A 17,127-nucleotide genomic window follows, 5' to 3' on the forward strand; every position below is an offset into this window, starting at 1 on the left:
CCCTCTGGCTCCGGGATGTCGAGGTGCCATGGGCGCGAGAACGGCGGAAATAGGTCGATTATTTTTGGAAATTTGACGCCCCTGATCGGAATGCGTCCTAGATCTTCTGGCGAAGCCAGCGCGTGAAGGGGTCTAGGAAGGTCCGTTTCCAGTGGACGTTGAAGTACACGTCCGCTTCGCCGAGCTCGGGGTTGTGATCGATGGTCACGGACGCGGCGCGATCGAAGAGGCCTGCGGTGTCGAACATGGCGGGGCCGAAGCCGGTGCCCTCGACGTAGATGAGCACGTCGCCGCGGAAGGCGGAGAGGTTCGAGAAGTGGCTCGCGTCGCGCCCCGAGAGCCCGCACGCGAGATCGCGGACGGCGGCGAGGGAGCCGTAATTGTCGAAGAGGGGGCCTACGAGCTCGAGCCGGGCCTCATCGCTATAGACGAGGCTCTGGGTCTCGAAATCGGCGACGGCGCGGACGAACGAGGGAGTCGGGGCGAGCGCGCCCGGAGGGGGCGGGGCGCCGAAGACGAGCAGCATGGCGAGCTGGTTGGTCGTGCCCGGGGGGAAGATGGGCAGAGGAAACGCGCCCTGAGGATCCGCGGCGGCGCCGCGCAACGCGAGCCCGAGGACGGCGATGCTGGGATCGTAGGTCGAGCCCGCGGCGAGCGCCCCCTCGAGGTTGCTGCAGATCGCGTCGTTGTGCGCGGCGATCTCCGGATCCTCGGTGTAGAAGGTGCCCTCGTAGAGAAACACGCCCGAGAAGGCGCGGGGCGCGTGATTGACGAGCGCCATGGCCGTGTTGGCGCCCGCGGAGAATCCTCCGATGACGGGCCGCGCGCCGGGGTTCTGCGAGCGCACGAGGGCGAGCGCGAAGAGCCCGTCGTTCGAGAGGGTGTCGAAGCCCCAGTCGGCCATCACGCTGCAATCGGCGGCGCCGGACTCGCACGCGCCGGGCGGGAGCTCGGTCCTCCGCTGGTCGACGAGCCAGACGTCGTGACCGGCCATGGCGAGCTCGCCGGCCGCGGACTTCGCGTACCTCCCGGTCTCGCTGATCTCGTAGAATTCGCCCGGGAATGTGAATGGGCTGAAGAGGATCACGGGCTCGCCGCAGCCGCGGCCGGCCCCGCGCTTGCTCACGTGGATGATCGAGAATCGATCGAGGGGGCTGTCCCCGGCCTCCACTTCGTAGACCACCCTCTCGAGCGATGGATGCGGTCGCGTGACCTCGACCGAGGTGATGTCGTACGCGCCGAAGGCGCTGCCCGCGAGAAATCCCAACCATCCCAGCATAGGCGCTTCCCTCCATGGGAACGGGGTGAACACCACGATGTTCACCGTGGTGCTTCGAGCGGCGCTCGCTGCTCGAAGCATCCATCTTCCGCTCGCGCGCGCCCGGACGCTTGGTTGAAATGGACGAAAGCGTGCGGCATTGCCGCGTGTGGATGCTGGTGAAATGTGGTAATGTGTGCGATGTGCTCGGCAGAATCATGGGGGCCACTGGCCCGGATTTGCCCCGAAGCATCACCTGCCCGAGGGGTGGCAGCGAATCCGCGCCTGACCGAGCCACCGTCGTCGGCCTCCGAGAGGAGCCAGCGCGCGGCGCTTGACCCATATAGTATACCCCCCTATGCTATATTCGTGCACACGGTCGAGAACAAGAAGAAGCTCATCGCGCGCGTCCGGCGGATCCGCGGGCAGCTCGAAGCGGTGGAGCGGGCCCTCGAGGGCGAGGCCGGTTGCTCGGAGGTCCTGCAAACGGTGACCTCGGCGCGTGGCGCGCTGAACGGCCTCGTGGGCGAGCTCATCGAGGGTCACATCCGTACGCACGTCATCGACGGGGAGCGTGCAACGGCACCTCAGCGGGAGGCCGCGGAGGAGCTGGTCCAGATCGTCCGCGCGTATGTGAAGTGAAGGAAGCAACGATGAGCGACTCCACGGGATCCGATCGGCTCGCCCAGTTTCGACACGCCCACGATCACGGCGCTGCCGCGTCTTCGCACGAAGCCAGGACCCGGTGGGTCGTTGCGCTGACCTTCGCCATGATGGTGGCGGAGCTCGTGGTCGGCTACGCGACGAAATCGCTCGCGCTCACCGCCGACGGTTGGCACATGGCCACGCATGCGGGCGCGCTCGGCATGGCGGCCTTCGCGTACTGGTTCGCGCGCAAGCAGTCCGGGTCGAGCGCGTTCTCCTTCGGCACGGGCAAGGTGCACGCCCTCGCCGGGTACACGAGCGCGGTCGTGCTCGCGCTCATCGCGCTCCTCATGGTCGTCGAGTCGCTGCGCCGCTTCCTCCATCCCGAGTCGATCGCCTTCTCCGAGGCGCTTCCCGTCGCCGTCGTTGGTCTCGCGGTCAACCTCGTCAGCGTGCGGCTCCTCCACGCGGACGAGCACCATCACGAGGCGCACGACGACCATCCCGACCACGATCACCACGACCATGGCCATGACGATCCCGACGACGAGCACGCCCATGGCCACGACCACCACGGGCACGATCACAATTTGCGTGCGGCGTACTTCCACGTCCTCGCGGACGCGCTGACCAGCGTGCTCGCGATCCTCGCCCTCCTCGGCGGGCGCTACCTTGGCTGGACGTTCCTCGACGCCGCGATGGGCATCGTCGGCGGGCTCGTCATCGCGAAGTGGAGCTACGGACTCTGCCGACAGGCGGCCAGGCAGCTGCTCGACGTCGTCCCTTCCGAGTCCCTTGCTCAGCGCATCCGCGATCGCATCGAGTCTACCTTCGCAGGAGCGAGCGTCGTCGATCTCCACCTGTGGGACATCGGTCCCGGCGCGCGCGCCTGCATCGTTTCGGTCGCGGTACCGAGCCCCCTGGCGCCTTCCGCCTACCGTGACGCGCTCGTCCCCATCGCTAGCCTCCAGCACGTCACGGTCGAGGTTCACCCGCTCTCTGCCGGTGACGCGCGGAGGGGCTCGTGAGTTTCAGCGCGATCTTGCTCCTCGCGCTCGGGCTCGCGATGGACGCGACCGCTGTCGCGGCGGCACGAGGGCTGTCTGTCCCGGCGATTGGGGCGCGCCATGTCCTGCTCGTCGCCGGGTTCTTCGGCGGCGCTCAGGCCCTGATGCCCGTCATCGGCTGGCTGCTCGGAGAGCGGATCGGTCCGCGCGTGCAAGCGTGGGACCACTGGATCGCGTTCGTGCTGCTCGCGTTCATCGGCGGAAAGATGCTCTGGGAAGCCCGCGGCGACGACGGTGGCGAGGGCGAGACCACGGTCGATCCCTTCGCGTTGAGCTCGATGCTCGTGTTGGCGATCGCCACGAGCATCGACGCCCTCGCCGTGGGCATCACGCTGCCGATGCTGAACGCCCCGTTCGCGATCTCCGTCGTGACGATTGGCGTCGTCACGGCGCTGCTCAGCGCAGCGGGGCTCTTCGCGGGACGGCGGTTCGGGGCGATGCTCGGCAAGCGTCTCGACCTCGCTGGGGGGGTCGTTCTCATCGGACTCGGGTTCAAGATTCTCCTCGAACACCTTGTGACGTCGTAGGCATGTCCCCGCGGACCGCGCCCGCCGGCTTCCGGGTGCGCAGGGCCGAGGCGAGTTCGAGTTGCGCCGCAGCGCTCGCTCAGATCGACAGCGCGATCGGCGAGCGCGACCGCGCGCTGGCCGCCGCGTCGGTGCGCGGCGCGCCCCAGCCGCCGGGCCGGGCCGCGCGCTCGCTCCGGCTGGACGGGATCCGTCCGCGATTTCCTGCCTCGGCGCGAATGTCGGGTTTCTTCCGGGGCCGCGTACGGCTGTATCCCTTCTCGTCCCCTGGCGCGGAGCTTCGCGACCGAATCCAGCCCGGCGGCCGGCAGGTCGCCCTCTCCCCGCGGCTCAGGCCAGGAGGCCCGGCAGCGGCCCGGTGCACACGCCGGGAATGCCGAAGGTGGTCACGTCGTCGAGGCCCATGGCGTTGCATACCGACACGAGCAGGTTGTTGTGCGGCAGGTCGGCGTATTTCATGTAACGGCCCATCTTGAAGTAGCCGCCCGCGCCGCCCGCGAGCACCCACGGGATATCCTTGTACGTGTGCGTGTTGCCGACGCCGAGCTCGTTGCCCCAGAGCAGCAGGGTGTTGTCCAGCACCGAGCTGCCGTCCACTTCCTTCGCGAGCGCCAGCTGATCCAGCACGTATTTCACCTGCTCGCTGTGCCAGACGTTGATCTTCACGAGCTTCTCGTTCGCGACCGCATCGTTGTCGCCGGCGTGGGAGAGCTCGTGGTGCTCCTCGTTCACCCCGATCCAGGGATAGTACTGCCAGCTATCGGCGTTGGCCCACATGAACGTGGAGACGCGGGTCATGCCGCAGATGTGCGCGAGCAGCATCAGGTCGGTCTGCAGCCGGCCGACCTTCGGGTAGTTCTCCATCGCTCGCGTGTCGAACTTCTCCGGCATCGTGAGCGGCGTGCACGAGACCGCCGAGCTCTGCAGCCGCTGCTCGATGTTGCGGATGCCGCCGAGGTGCGCCTCGAGCCGCGCCTTGTCCTCGGAGCTGACGCGCGCCTTCAGGCGTCCGATATCGTCCTTGAGGAAGTCGAGCACGCTCTGGCGCTCGGCGATCAGCCGCTGCAGCTCCGTTTCGGAGAGATCCGCGTTGGCGAAGATGCGCGAGTACATCTGGAATGGATCGTCGACGGCCGTGTTCGGCTGGTTCGGACCGCGGTACGAGATCACGCGGAGCGGCTCCTGCCCTTCGATGCGCACGCCGAACTCGAGCGACGGGAACTGGCTGTTGCCCCCGATGCGACTCGCGATGTGCTGGTCGACCGAGATGCGATCCGCCCAGCCGGCGGGGCCGCCCGCGCCCGTGAAGCTGCCGGCGAGCAGCGAGCCGCCCGTGAGCATCGCGCCGGGGCCCTTCATGTGCGGGCCGCCGGGTTTGTTCTCGCTCGGGACGCCGAGCTCGTCCTCGACCGTCGAGTTCATGTGCACGCCCTTGAGCACAAGCATCCTCTGCTTGTGTTCCTCGAGCGGCGCCAGGATCGGGCCGAGCGAGAGCGGCGCCTCGTGCGCGTCCCCTGCCGGAAAGAACGCCGACGGCACGGTGCCGTTCGCCGAGAAGATGCCGATGAAGCGCCTGGCGCCCGGCTGCTTCGCGTCCTGACCAAACACCGTGGCGCTCCGCCAGACGGGGCTCGTGAGCGCGACGGTCAGGGCGCCGAGCCCGCCCAGCAGCTTGCGGCGGCTGATCTGGGTGCGGAGGTCGATAGGGCCTCTTCGGTTCATGGCATCTCCTTCGTGTGCGCGTCGATCGCGCGGCGGAAGAGGAAGGCGTCCGTCTCGACGACGGCGCGGGGAAGCGCGTTCAGATCCTGGCCGGCGGCCTTGAAGGTCTCGAGCAAGCTCTCCATCGAGCAACCATCCATGTCCTGTTCGAAGCGGGCGATGGCGAAGCGGAACCACTGGCGCGCAACGCACTCTTCCACATCGGCGCTGCCCGCGAGCCTCTCGCCGAGCTCCGCCACGCCCTCGAACTCGCCGTCCATGTCGCGGGTGGCGATGACCTTGCCGCTCGCGTCGACCGGCTCGCCGCCGTCGAGCTCGCGGTAGCGGCCGATCGCGTCGTAGTGCTCGAAGCCGAAGCCGATCGGATCGAGCAGCTGGTGGCAGCCGACGCAGCTCGGGTCCACCTCGTGCTGCGACAGCCGCTCTCGGGTCGAGCTGCTCGGGTCGACCTCGGGCGGCTTGGGGATGTTGGCCGGCGGGGCCGGCAGCTGCTGGCAGAGCAGCGCTTCGCGCACGAACTTCCCTCGGTAGATCGGCGAGCTCTCTGCGGGCTTCGCCTGGACGGCGAGCAGCGCCGGGAGCGTCAGGATACCCGAGGTGGCGCCGTCCGTGCGCTTCAGCGCCTGGAAGGACTCGTCGCCGGTGACGCCGTAGTACCCGCCGAGATCCTTGTTGTAGAAGACCGTCGTCGAGGTGAGGAGCGCGCTCAGCTTGCCTCCCTCGTCGTTGAGCACGTGGTCGAAGAAGGCGTCGGCCTGCCCGCGCAGCGATTCACGGAACGACCGCGATTGCCACTCGGGGAAGGCGTCCGCGTCCTTCACCACGCTGTTCAGGCCGTTCAGGTGCGTCCAGCTGCCGAGGAAGCGATGGACCAGCTTCTGGCCGCGCTCGTCCTCGAGCATCCAGTCGAGCTGCGCCGCGACGCCCTCCTTCGTGGTCAGGCTGCCGTCTTCGATGGCCTCGTTCAGCCTGGCGTCCGGCAGGGTGCCCCACAGCATGTAGGAGAGGCGAGCGGCCACCTCGTACGGAGAGAGCTTCACGGCGCGCTCGCTCACCTTCTCCGAGGTGCCGATCTCGACGCGGTAGAGGAAGCGCGGCGACTGCAGCATGCCGCGGAGCAGGAGCTCGACCCCGTGCTCGTAGCTCGTCTCCGCGCCGACGTCGAAGAGCTGAAGGTGTCGCTCGATGTCCGCCGCGTCCGTGATCGGCGCGCGGTAGGCGCGGGCGCCGAAGCCCACGACCAGCCGGCGCGCGCACTCGCTCGGCTCGGCGCCGGCCTCGCAAGGCGCGATCTCGTCGAGCGCCGCCGGATTGCCGGCGACGGCCGCGGCGATGACGTCCGCCGCGGCCTGGAAATGCTCGAGCTCGACCTGCGTCACGTCCGGCTGCAAGAGGCCGAACGCCGACGCCTCGATCGCGGGGCCGAGCGCCGCATCCAGGCCGGGCACGTCGCCGACGAGGTCGCGCACGGTGTTCAGGTACTGCTCCCGCGAGAGCAGCCGCATCGGCGAAGGCCCAGGATCGATGGTGCTCGCGTCGCACTTCAATGGCTCGCCGGGGCCCGCCGACCCCGAGCCCGAGCCTCCGCTGCTCGAGCTGCCGCTCGTGCCGTTCGTGCCCTCCGCCGGCGATGTGCCGTCTTCGCTGCCCAGGTTGCCGATGCACGCCGACAGCGCGAGCGCCGCGGCGAGCAGGCCCACGCTTCCGTGCGACTTGAATTGTTCAATCGATGATGTAGTCATTCAGGGCTCCGCTCGAGGCTGCTGGCTACTCAGCCTCGGTGGGAGACCCGCTCGGGCGCGATCACCTTTTTCGTCGTCGAAGCGTGGAGACGTTTCGATTGGTACGAAGAGGTGGGTCTATGGTCGCCGAGCTCCGACCCGATGGCGGGAGCGCCGCCGGCTCACGGTCCTTCGATGCTGCAGCACACCGCGCAATCGTAGGCTTCGAGCAATTCGCGCCCGGCGCACGGGACGTCGCCGCACGCGGTTCCCTTCAAGGCGCCGCAGCTCGGGAGGCATTCCCCTTCGACCTCGATCGAATGCGGCGGATCGCAGGGCGTGTCGTTGCCCGGGGGCTCGTCGCCGTCCGGCGTGAAGTACAGCCGATCCAGCCCGACGCCCTCGACGGCGTTCGCGAGGACGAGCTCGTGCGCTCCGGCCGAGAGGGGGAAGCGGAGCGGCTCGCCATAGCGCGTGTCGTCGTGGAGATCGTCCCAGAACCAGATGTCGCCGACGCTGATGCGCCAGAGGTACCAGGGGCCGCTGTCCACCTGGAACCAGAAGCGGTTGTTGAGGGCGCTCGGAGCGTGGATCCGCCCCCAGATCACGTATTCTGCCCCGCTCGGCGTCTCGAAGCGGTAGCGAGCTCGCGCGAGCCCCGGCACCTCGTCCGAGGGCATTCCGCCAGGGGGCGCGATGAAGCGGCCCTCGGAAGCGCGGCTGTCTTCACCGACGGTGAAGCCGTCGCTCAGCTCTCCGAGCTCCGCCTCGATAGAAGACGATCCGGACACGACCGGCGCCCAGGCTCCGACCGAGGTGATCTCCGCATCACACCCGGAGGCCGCAAGGCAGCCGAACGCCATGATGCGAGCGGCCGAGCAGCGCTTCACGGCTGATCCAGGAACCGCCTTAGCTTCGCGCTGTGGGGGCTCTTGGGATACTGCTTGACGAAGGCCTGAGCCCGCCGCTTCGCCTCCTGCGCGTTGCCGCGCGCGGCCAGCACGTCGATGGCCAGCACCTCGCGCTCCTGCCGGAGCACGCCGTTCGGGAACTGCGCGCGCAGGCGCTCGAGGAGCGCCGTGGCTCCCGCCACGTCTCCGGAGCGCAGCTCGGCGCGCGCTTCCGTGAGCAGCGCGCTCTCCGCGCGCAACAGATCGGTCTCCGTCGGCTTCGGCCCGCTCGGCCTCCGGGATGGCTCTCCCGCGGTGGGACCATCGAGCGGCGGCTCCGGAAGCGCCTTGGGCTCCTCCAGAGGCGCCACAGGGGTCTGCGGCACCTCCGCGGGCGCGCGCTCCGGGGCCGCCGCGCGGGGCGGCGCAGGCGGCTCGTCCGGGGAGGAGAGGGCCCAGTACCCTCCGCCGAGCACCAGGCCGCCGCCCACGAGCACCGCCGCTGCCTTGACCGAGAGCGCCGACGGCAACAGCGAACCGACGCCAGCCTTCGTGGCAGCGGCGGCGCTGGCGCCGGCCGTGGCGCCGACGGCCGTCCCCGCCGCCAGCTGGCCCGCGATGCCGCGCCATGCGCGCTCCTTCGCGCCCTCGGGCGGACCCACGTGGCGCACGCTTCCCAGGAGCTCCCGCTCGAGCGGGTCAGCCCCGCTCTTGATGCTCAGCAGCCGTTCAGGATCCCCCATCACACGGCCTCCTTTCGGCTCGTGTCCTGTGCCAGCGCGAGGCGCTTGACCTCTCGCGAGAAGGTCTCGCGCGCCAGGCGGAGGCGCGAGCGCACGGTGCCCACGGAAATGCCCAGCAGGTCCGCGATCTCCTGGCCCGACTTCTCCTCGAGCTCGAACAGGACGAACACGAGGCGCTGCGGCTCCGGCAGCTTGTTCAGGATGGCCTCCGCCGCCTGCGCGCGCTGCCGCGACTCCGCGCTCAGCGCGAGCTCCTCGGACGCGCCGCCGTAGAGGTCCATCTCCGCGGCGTCCGTCGTGACCTCGCGCCGGAACCGCGCGGAGCGCCGGTAGTCGCTCGCAACACGCTGGCAGATGCCGAAGAGCCATGTCGTGAGGAGCGATCGACCCTCGAACTCGGGGAGCTTGAAATGCGCGGTCAAGAACACCTTCTGCGCCAGGTCGAGCACGTCCGCCTCGCGCACCCCGAGGCGCCTGAGCGAGCACCAGACGAAGTTGAAGTGCGCGTCGTAGAGGGCTCGAAACTCGGGGTCCGGTGTGCTCATGCCGTGACGTCCCGGTGACCTGTCAGCGAACGAGACGAGCAGACGCCGCCAGCTCGAGCGCGGAATTGTGCAGGGACGATACCACTCGGTCTCCTAGTGGGGACGCCGGGCCGAGACGATCACAAATAAATGCGCGTGCTCCGCGCGGCGGCTACCCTCGCGTCGTCCCGATGCGGAGGCGTCGCGCTTTTCCCGTGGTTCTTGGTGCGATGCTGGCGGCTTCGGGGACCGCCACGGCGCAGACCGAGCCGTTCCTGAGCGTGACGCGCGGCGCTGGCGCCGAGAGCTGCCCGGACGCGGCGCGCCTCATCGAGCGCGTCGAGCAGCTGCGCGGCCGGCCGGAGACGGGTGCGAGCGGCTCCTACGTCGTCGACTTCACCCGGGATACCGACGGCTTCCGCGCGTCCATCCGCAGCGGGAGCGGCGCGCGCGAGCTGCGCGATCGCAGCCGCAGCTGCGCCGGGCTCGAGCAGGCGACGGCGGTGACGCTCGCGCTGCTGCTCGACTCCGACGCGCGGGAGCCGTCGGCGCAGGCTCCCGAGGCCGGCGCGGGCGCCGGGGCGTCGCCTGCCCCCGAGGCGGTGGCGCCTGCCCCCGAGGCGGTGGCGCCTGCCCCCGAGGCGGTGGCGGCGGCGGCCACCTCGCCGCCCAAGCCCGCGGGACCTGGCGGCGGCGAGCGGACGGGCGAGGCTCCGAGCGCGGGGCGTACTCCGACGCGGCTCACGCTGGCGGTCGGCGCCATTGGCCTGTTCGGCGTGGTGCGCCCCTTTGCGCCCGCGCTCTCCGCGGAGGTAGGCATCGGCGGCGCGCGACTTCGAGCGACGATGGGCGCGCTCTGGCTCGTTCCTCAGACGCTGAAGCACGGTCCGGGCGAGCTCCGCGAAACGATGCTCGGTGGAGTCGTCCGCGCCTGCGTGGCTGCCGCGGGCTCAGAGGCGCTGCGCTTCGATGTGTGCTCTGGCCTTCACGCCGGCTGGCTGAAGGCGGCGGCGAGCGGCTACACGCGGAACGACGTTGCCGAGAAGATGTGGCTGGCGGTGCCGCTCGAGCTGTCGCTGGCGAGGCTGTCAGGTCCGCTCGGCTTCGACGTCAGCGCCTCCGCGTTGCTGCCGCTCCGGCGCAGCGATTTCTCGGTGGATGGCGTGGGCGTCGCGTACAGCTCGCCGCCGGTCGGCGTGCTGGTGTCGCTCCGCGGCGTCGGGGTTTGGGTGCTTTAGCGTGGATTTCGCGCCCAGGGGGCACGAGTGGGCCGATGGCATAACGTGCAGCCGAAAATGGCCATGTCAGAGACGCAGTCGGCGGAGCGTCCACGAACAAAACAACAAGACTCGATCTCCCGGGGACGGGACGCCTAGCGCTCGCGCCATGTGCCCGGGAGAGGGAGCCTTGTTGACCACGGCGAGCAACAAGCCCCGGGTCACCCGCCGATCCTGGTGTGAATGAACTCAGCGCGCGGGCCGGAGCCCTCGCCCCTCCTTGGAATCGCCGACCCTGAAAGTGCGCGCGCGATACCCGCCCGAAGCGTCGACAGCGTCGTCATCGCTTGGAGATCCACGCCGAGCTCCACCATCGTCCGCGCCACCTCGGGTCGTATGCCGGTGAACAGCGGCTCGGTGCCGAGCAGGCGCAGCGCGTTCGCCACCGACACGAGCGCGCTCACGACGGCCGTGTCGACGTACCGCATCCCGGTGATGTCCAGGATCAGCGCCCGCGCGCCGGTCTGCTGCGCTCCCGTGAGCGCCACCTCCATGATCTGCGCCGCCCGCTCCGCCTCCACCGTGCCGATGATCGGCATCACCAGCACGTCCTCGCTGATCGGCATCAGCGGCGCCATGAGCTCCGAGAGTCGGGCCTTCTGCGCCTCCACCACCTGCTCCTGGAGCGTGGCGCGCTCCGCCTCGGCGCGCGTCCGGTCTTCGAGCTCGCGCGCGAGCTCGGCATTCGAGCGCTCGAGCTCGCGTGTCCGCTGCTCGACTTCCCGCTCGAGCCGGGCGTTCGCGAGGTGGGCTTCCTCGTTCGCCTCCTGGATCCGTTCGAGGAGCAGCGCGTTCTCGATGGTGATCGATGCCTGTGACGAGAGGAGCCCGAGGAGCTCCACCCGCACCGCGGTGAACACCCCCGCGGTCGCGTTGTTCTCGAGATACAGCATCCCCGCCGTGCGCCCCTGGCTGCTCACCGGCATGCAGAGGATCGAGCGCGTCTTGCGCTCCGCGAGGTACGGGTCCGACGCGAAGCGTGAGTCGCCCGCCGCGTCGTCGAGCACCAGCGCCTCGCGCGTGCGCCACGCGTAGAGCACCGCCTGCTGCGCGAGCTCCGGCTCGTCCTCGAGCAGCCGCCTCTGCCCCACCTCGATCGACTCCGGCGAGGCCCGGAAGGCCGCTTCGACGAAGAGCCGGTCGTCACGCGAGAGGAGCAGGATGCCTCGCTCCGCCCCCGAGTTCTCGAGCACGATCTGCATGAGGCGGCTCACCACCCGGGAGAGCACGACCTCGCCCGCGATCATCTGCACCGCGCGCAGCACGAGCGCGGCGTCGCGCAGGCTCCCCATCGTGGCCCGACCGAGGAGCGTCGTCTGGGACGTCGCCGACTCCGACGTGCTGCTCTGCGAGCTTGCGTCGCGCCTGCTGATACGCGCGGAGAGGCCGGGGAACTCGAAGAGGAGCGCCTCGGCCTTGGCCGTCGCGCCCCAGTGCAAATGACCACGGAAGGCGTCGGCGAGGTACCCCTGGGCGGCCCGTTCGCGGCCGAGCGAGAGCAGGAACCGGCCGCACCGCTCGTTCGCGATCGCCTCGTCCTGCGCATACCCATGCTCGCGCGCCAGCTCGATGGCATGGTCGTACTGCTCGATCGCCTCCCAGCGCTCGCCCCGCAGCGCGCAGAGCTCCGCGTCGAGGAGCGCGAGCTTGTGCTGGAAGTTTGTCGGACAGCTCCGGGCGAGCGCCTCGAGCTGGGCCCTCAGCGGTGTGATGGCGGCCTCGTGCTCCTTCCGCGCCTCGAGATCCGCGGCCTCGCGCGCAAGCCCGGCCCGGGTCAGGGCCTCGAGGAAGGCCGCGTTCACCGGCCAGTAGATGCCCGTCACGTCCGCGGCGAACCGCGCCGCGTCCGCAGCCGCCTCGAGCGCGGCTTCGTGCTCGCCGTAGAGCACGTGCAGGAAGAGGAGGTACACATGCTTGTAATAGAAGGCGATCGCGTGCTCCTTCTCGTTGAGCGCCGCGAGCTCCTCGCTGAGCACCACGCCGTCGCTGTCCAGGCTCGTCCGGCCCCGGGTCTGTCCGGTCAGACAGGCGACCAGCTGCCGCGACACGGTGACGGCCGCGATCGCGACCGGGTCCTTCGTTCGTCGCGCCAAGACGGCGGACCGGTCGGCCTCGGCCTTGACCTCCTCGAGCGGAACGCCCGCGGCGATGAGCCACTGCAGCAGGCAGTAGCCCAGGTTGATGGCGAGGTAGAGATTGTCCCCGGCCTCCAGCGCGGCGTCTCGCGACCGTATCGCATGATCGACCGCGTTACGGAGCGGCTCGCACACGTAGAGCGCGGTGGCCCACGTGATGTGCACGCGCGCGGCGATGGTCGGGCTCTTCCATCGCTCACACAGCGAGACCGCGAGCCGGCCGAACGCGTGCCCCTCGGCGTGCCGCCCCATCATCACGCATAGGATGAGGCTATAGCCTGCGTACGGAAGCGCGCTGGTCTCGGACTGGCCACGCGCGAGCGAGCGGCGCACTTGCTCGACGATCACCAGCCCGAACAGCGCCTTGCTCACGAAGTACACGGGCAGCCAGATCTCCGCCATCAGCGTGAAGATCTGCCGATCCTCCGGATCCTCGGTCACCGGAGCGTGGGCGAGCGCCTCGATGGAGCGGCCCGCGAGCAATCGATCCACGTCCCCCACGCCCTGCATGAAGGCCGCCTGTTGCGCGGCCGGATCCTCGGGCATCGTCACGCCGAGCTCCGCGAGCCCTGAGAGCCCCGCGCGCACCGCGTCGGCAAACCGACCTCGCGTGGTCAGGGCCCGGGCGCGGACGCTGTGCACGCTCGCGCGCTCGCTCGCGCTCTCCGCCCGCGTGAGCGCGGTGGCCGTGAGCGCCTCCTCCTCCTCGAACGCGCCGATGAGGTATTCCGCCTCGGCCCCCTCGAGCCAGAGCGCGAAGCACGCCTTGTGATCACACGAAAACCCCTTCTCCGACGCGAGCGCCCGGCCCGCCGCGAAGAGGCTCGCCGCCGCCTCGAAGGCCGTGGCGGCCATGGCCCGCCGGCCGGCGCGTAGATCGAGCCGTGCGATGTCCATGCGCTCGGTCTCGTCCGTGATTTCCCGCGCGCCCAGGTTCAGGTGGCGCACGACCTCGAGCAGGTCCTCGTCCGGCACCTGCCCGCTGACATCCGAGGCGCCGCCGGACGAGACGGACAAGCCGGCTGTGCCCCGGGCTCCGCCGCCGCGCGCCATGAGCAGCCGGCCGATGGCGAGGTGCACCGCCGGCCGCTCCGCCTCGGGCACGAGCGCGTAGCAGGCCTCCTTCACCCGGTCGTGCAGGAAGCGGTACGGGACCGCGACGTCCGTCGGCTCGAGCGCGTCCCCGGCCTCTTCGAGGAGCCGGTAGTTGCCGCCGAGCGGCTGGACCAGCCCCTCGCGCAGCGCCTCCCGCAGATCCGCGGCGACGGCCCCGGGCGATTTCTCGACGATCGTCGCGAGCGTGCGGAGATCGAACGACGGGCCGATGCACGACGCGCACATCAGGGCGCGGCGCGTCGCGGGCGCGAGCCGCTCGATCTTGCGCGCCATCAGCGCGAGCACGTTGTCGGTGACCATCGCGCCCTTGACGCGCGTGAGGTCCCAGACGAACCCGCGCGCCTCGGGGTCGAAGCGGAGCAGCCCGTCGCTCTCTAGCTCACGCAAGAACTGGCCGAGGAAGAGCGGATTCGAGTGCGTCTTGTCCCGGATCAGGGCCGCGAGCGGCTCGGCTCGCCCGAGGTCCGCATGCAGCGCCTCGGCCACGATCTCCGTCACTGCCGCGGGCGGCAGCGGCCCCAGCGTGAGCTTGAATGGCTCGATCCCCGCCTCGCGCAGCGTGCCTATCGTCGCGGTGAGCGGGTGCGCGGCGTCCACCTCCTCGTCGCGGTAGGCGCCGACCACGCACAGGTGGCGCGCATCCATATCCATGAGCAGGCGGCCGAGCAGGTCGAGCGACGCCAGGTCTGCCCACTGCAGGTCGTCGAAGAACATGACCAGCGGGGCGTCCTCACGCGAAAAGACGGACAGGAAGCGCCGGATCAGGAGCGCCAGGCGGTTCTTCGCCTCGCTCGCGCTGGTTGCCGGTAGCTCCGGCTGCGGCCCGATCACGAGCTCGAGATCCGGGCAGAGGTCGGTCACGACCCGCCCGTACTGGCCGAGCGCGGCCTGGATGGCGTGCTTCTTCGCCAGGAGGGTGTCGGGCGGCTCGGCCAACGCTTGCCGCACGAGCGCGCGGATCACCTGCGAGAAGGCCGAGAGCGGCATGCTCCTCGCCATCGCGTCGAATTTGCCGGGGGCGAAGTACGCTTCGCGCGCCTGGGTCGCACAGAGCTCGCGCACGAGCGCCGACTTGCCGATGCCGGGCGGGCCCACCACGAGCGAGAGGGCGGCCGCGCCGGAACGCGCTCGATCGAGCGCGGCCTTGAGCGCGCCGAGCTCGGCCTCGCGACCCACGAGCCGATCGGGCAACACGACGTCCTCCACCAGGTCGTCCCGGCCCAGCGGGAACGGCTCCACGGTCCCGCTCGCATCGAGCCGCCGCTGGCACTCTTCCAGATCCGAAAGGAGCCCCCTCGCGCTCTGGTAGCGATCTTCCGGGGCCTTCGCCAGGAGCCTCATCACGACGTTGGACAGGCCGCGCGGCACGTCCTTGACGACCGCGTGCGGCGGCGCCGGCACCCGCGTCAGGTGCGCGTGAATCGCCTCCGTCGCGTTCGCAGCCTGGAACGGCGTGGCCCCGGTCAGCATGTGGTAGAGCGTCACGCCGAGCGAATAGAGGTCCGAGCGCCGGTCGACAGGTCGATTCATCCGGCCCGTCTGCTCCGGCGCGATGTACGCAGGCGTCCCCTCCAGCTCCTCCATCGCCGAAGCCTCCTGTGTCTCCTGGGCCAGGCGGGCGGCGATGCCGAAATCGATCAGACGCGGCGAGAGCGCCGCCTCGTCGATCATCACGTTGCGCGGCTTGATGTCCTTGTGGATGATATGCCGCCGGTGGAGCGTGTCGAGCGTGCGCACGAGCGGCGCCACGATGCGCAGCGTCGTCTTCGCCTCGAGCCGCCCGCGCCTCGCGATCAAATCGGCGAGGCTTGTCGGGCCGAGGTCCTCGAGCACGAACGCGAGGCCGCGGCCATGCGGGAGGAGGTCGAGCGCCCGCGGCACACCTGGCATGGAGAGATCGCGCAAGATCGCGTGCTCCCGCCGGAGCCGGGCGAGCTGGCGGAAGGTCGGGTAATCGCTCTGTGTGACCTTGACGGCGACGGGCGCACCGTCTCCGCGACGACGACCTCGATACAGAGCCGTTTCGATCCCTTGATGGACGAGCACGTCCAGCGTGACCCCTGAAACCTCGATGGCTTCTCCAGTCCTTGAGAGCATGTCGAGGTCGTATCCGGGATTCGGGAGAAACGCCACGGCTCTGTTGGTGGACCGCCCCACAGAACAACGACTCTCGGAAATCGGGGTTGCAATCCTTTTGCCGAGCAGGCGAGCTGCGCAGAGGGCTGTGGTGATCCCTGCGTGGTTGGGCTCGCTGTTACCCTTGATGGTTGTCTCGACGCATCGCCTCCCCGCGTCGGATACTTCATCTGATACGCCATGTCGCCGCGCCTTGCACGCTGAATCGCTCCAGGGCAAAGCAGGGACGTGCGCAGCACCTTACGGGTCGCTCCGCTCTCAGGCTCCCGGTCAGAAGTGTTACCAGGGCGAAGTGTCGCGTTCAGCGAAGAGCGCTCAATGTCATCCCAACGTCGCGCGTCGCTCGCGCGTCCTCGCGAGGATGTCGATGCCGCGGTGTTCGTGGGAGTTGACCCCGCGTGCGCGGGGACGAAGGCTCTCGCTCACCTTACCCGACCCCCTCCGCGGCCGACGAGGCGAGTCGGCCCATCACATCGTTTCGACCGACTTGAGCATCTCCGGGATGAAGTGGAGTCTCGGCCGGAGCAGCCTGTCGCGGCGCCCGGGCTGTCGGACCTGGAGCATGGCGCCGGTCGCGGAGCTGTTCGAGGCATCCAGCAGATCGTCGGTGAACGTGTAGCTGTAATTCTCTTGCTTGGTCGGTGTCTTGTCCTGCGCAGCGGCCTCGGGGATCGAGACGCAGAGAAACAGCAGCGCGGCTGTGACTGAAATAAGCGATCGCGACTTCATCATGCCTCCTCGCCTTTATCGGACACGAGCGAGGACCGCGCATTGGGACCCTTTTTGCCGAGCTCGATGTCGCGTCGCGGAGCTCGCCGGCGCGGCCGCGGCGACAGCGCGCGGAGCGCCCGCCCGGGGTGCCCGCTCCAGCGGGCCGCCCCAAGGGGATGATGCGCCTCTGCGTTCTGTGCCGACAGGCGCGCTCGATGTCGTCGCGGATGGCCTCCTGGACGGACCGCCGGATCCGGCGACATCGCAGGTGACATCGCTCTCCTTCCGCGTAGAATCGGCCCGATGCTCACCTGCAGTCGAAGGAGCACGACGGGCGGCCTCCTCGTTGCGGTCGTCGCGGCGCTCGCCGTGGTCGTCCCCGGCGGAGAGGCGGGCGCGAGCGAGGAGACGCCGGCAAAGATGGCGAACGGCATCGCCGTCGGCGCTCAGCTGGAGGCGCTCGCGGACGTCAAGGTCGCGCGCGCCGAGGTCGCCCGGGGCTCCAGGGTGAGCGTGGCCAGGCTGATCGAGCGCCAGGGGCAGCTCACCGCCATCGACGTCGAGCTCGCCGACGGCCACGTCGCGCGCGTGGCGATGGCGACCGTCCGCAAGTCGTTCCGCGTCCTCTCCGAGTAGCCGTCTTCTTCGAGTCGCT

Annotated in this window: 13 protein-coding genes; 5 read left to right on the top strand and 8 right to left on the bottom strand. The window is 69.7% G+C overall.

Going from position 1 to position 17,127, the window contains the following annotated elements; translation table 11 throughout:
- Positions 1–97 precede the first annotated feature (97 nt).
- On the bottom strand, positions 98–1,279 hold the full coding sequence (locus tag WMF12_RS02685; RefSeq protein WP_437862978.1) for a hypothetical protein: 1,182 nt from the start codon (positions 1,277–1,279) through the stop codon (positions 98–100).
- Between the two features lie 348 nt (positions 1,280–1,627).
- On the opposite strand from WMF12_RS02685, the gene WMF12_RS02690 reads away from it, so the two are divergent.
- From WMF12_RS02690 to WMF12_RS02700, 3 genes are read left to right on the top strand one after another with little or no spacing between them, the layout of a single operon-like run.
- Complete coding sequence (locus tag WMF12_RS02690) at positions 1,628–1,900, top strand: metal/formaldehyde-sensitive transcriptional repressor (RefSeq protein ID WP_437297622.1); 273 nt, start codon at positions 1,628–1,630, stop codon at positions 1,898–1,900.
- Between the two features lie 11 nt (positions 1,901–1,911).
- The gene (dmeF, locus tag WMF12_RS02695) at positions 1,912–2,931 is read left to right on the top strand and encodes a CDF family Co(II)/Ni(II) efflux transporter DmeF (RefSeq protein WP_437863000.1); all 1,020 of its coding nucleotides are present in this window, start codon (positions 1,912–1,914) and stop codon (positions 2,929–2,931) included.
- A complete protein-coding gene (locus tag WMF12_RS02700; protein WP_437863022.1) occupies positions 2,928–3,497 on the top strand; it encodes a manganese efflux pump MntP in 570 nt (189 codons plus the stop codon). The genes dmeF and WMF12_RS02700 overlap by 4 nt, the downstream gene beginning before the upstream one ends.
- A 330-nt stretch (positions 3,498–3,827) precedes the next feature.
- Here WMF12_RS02700 and WMF12_RS02705 read toward each other — a convergent pair whose 3' ends face one another.
- The 5 genes from WMF12_RS02705 to WMF12_RS02725 form a co-directional block, all read right to left on the bottom strand.
- Positions 3,828–5,219: a DUF1552 domain-containing protein gene (locus WMF12_RS02705; RefSeq protein WP_437863029.1), complete on the bottom strand. Its 1,392-nt coding sequence runs from the start codon at positions 5,217–5,219 to the stop codon at positions 3,828–3,830.
- A complete protein-coding gene (locus WMF12_RS02710) occupies positions 5,216–6,961 on the bottom strand; it encodes a DUF1592 domain-containing protein (protein ID WP_437863037.1) in 1,746 nt (581 codons plus the stop codon). The genes WMF12_RS02705 and WMF12_RS02710 overlap by 4 nt, the downstream gene beginning before the upstream one ends.
- Before the next feature lie 161 nt (positions 6,962–7,122).
- On the bottom strand, positions 7,123–7,830 hold the full coding sequence (locus tag WMF12_RS02715) for a hypothetical protein (protein WP_437863042.1): 708 nt from the start codon (positions 7,828–7,830) through the stop codon (positions 7,123–7,125).
- Positions 7,827–8,573: a tetratricopeptide repeat protein gene (locus WMF12_RS02720; protein ID WP_437863055.1), complete on the bottom strand. Its 747-nt coding sequence runs from the start codon at positions 8,571–8,573 to the stop codon at positions 7,827–7,829. Before WMF12_RS02720 ends, WMF12_RS02715 begins: the two co-directional genes overlap by 4 nt.
- Positions 8,573–9,118, bottom strand: a complete 546-nt coding sequence (locus WMF12_RS02725; RefSeq protein WP_437549309.1) for an RNA polymerase sigma factor — start codon at positions 9,116–9,118, stop codon at positions 8,573–8,575. The genes WMF12_RS02720 and WMF12_RS02725 overlap by 1 nt, the downstream gene beginning before the upstream one ends.
- 209 nt (positions 9,119–9,327) lie before the next feature.
- Between WMF12_RS02725 and WMF12_RS02730 the strand changes: the two genes are divergently transcribed.
- Entirely contained in the window at positions 9,328–10,335 is a 1,008-nt protein-coding gene (locus WMF12_RS02730; protein WP_437863071.1) for a hypothetical protein, read from the top strand.
- Between the two features lie 200 nt (positions 10,336–10,535).
- On the opposite strand, the gene WMF12_RS02735 is transcribed toward WMF12_RS02730, so the two are convergent.
- Both WMF12_RS02735 and WMF12_RS02740 read right to left on the bottom strand, forming a co-directional pair.
- Entirely contained in the window at positions 10,536–15,722 is a 5,187-nt protein-coding gene (locus tag WMF12_RS02735) for a protein kinase domain-containing protein (RefSeq protein ID WP_437863086.1), read from the bottom strand.
- A gap of 507 nt (positions 15,723–16,229) precedes the next feature.
- Entirely contained in the window at positions 16,230–16,490 is a 261-nt protein-coding gene (locus WMF12_RS02740) for a hypothetical protein (protein ID WP_437863092.1), read from the bottom strand.
- Between the two features lie 285 nt (positions 16,491–16,775).
- Here WMF12_RS02740 and WMF12_RS02745 point away from each other — a divergent pair, with 285 nt between their 5' ends.
- A complete protein-coding gene (locus WMF12_RS02745; RefSeq protein ID WP_437863097.1) occupies positions 16,776–17,108 on the top strand; it encodes a hypothetical protein in 333 nt (110 codons plus the stop codon).
- Positions 17,109–17,127 lie beyond the last annotated feature (19 nt).

Origin of the sequence: Sorangium sp. So ce363, assembly GCF_051520435.1 — a bacterium.
Lineage (GTDB): Bacteria > Myxococcota_A > Polyangia > Polyangiales > Polyangiaceae > Sorangium > Sorangium cellulosum_B.

Excerpts from the sequence above, each read along its gene's own strand:
- dmeF (WP_437863000.1), top strand. The coding sequence starts at position 1,912 with ATGAGCGACTCCACGGGATCCGATCGGCTCGCCCAGTTTCGACACGCC.
- WMF12_RS02710 (WP_437863037.1), bottom strand. The coding sequence starts at position 6,961 with ATGACTACATCATCGATTGAACAATTCAAGTCGCACGGAAGCGTGGGC.
- WMF12_RS02725 (WP_437549309.1), bottom strand. The coding sequence starts at position 9,118 with ATGAGCACACCGGACCCCGAGTTTCGAGCCCTCTACGACGCGCACTTC.
- WMF12_RS02705 (WP_437863029.1), bottom strand. The coding sequence starts at position 5,219 with ATGAACCGAAGAGGCCCTATCGACCTCCGCACCCAGATCAGCCGCCGC.
- WMF12_RS02685 (WP_437862978.1), bottom strand. The coding sequence starts at position 1,279 with ATGCTGGGATGGTTGGGATTTCTCGCGGGCAGCGCCTTCGGCGCGTAC.
- WMF12_RS02720 (WP_437863055.1), bottom strand. The coding sequence starts at position 8,573 with ATGGGGGATCCTGAACGGCTGCTGAGCATCAAGAGCGGGGCTGACCCG.
- WMF12_RS02735 (WP_437863086.1), bottom strand. The coding sequence starts at position 15,722 with ATGCTCTCAAGGACTGGAGAAGCCATCGAGGTTTCAGGGGTCACGCTG.
- WMF12_RS02730 (WP_437863071.1), top strand. The coding sequence starts at position 9,328 with ATGCTGGCGGCTTCGGGGACCGCCACGGCGCAGACCGAGCCGTTCCTG.
- WMF12_RS02740 (WP_437863092.1), bottom strand. The coding sequence starts at position 16,490 with ATGAAGTCGCGATCGCTTATTTCAGTCACAGCCGCGCTGCTGTTTCTC.
- WMF12_RS02745 (WP_437863097.1), top strand. The coding sequence starts at position 16,776 with ATGCTCACCTGCAGTCGAAGGAGCACGACGGGCGGCCTCCTCGTTGCG.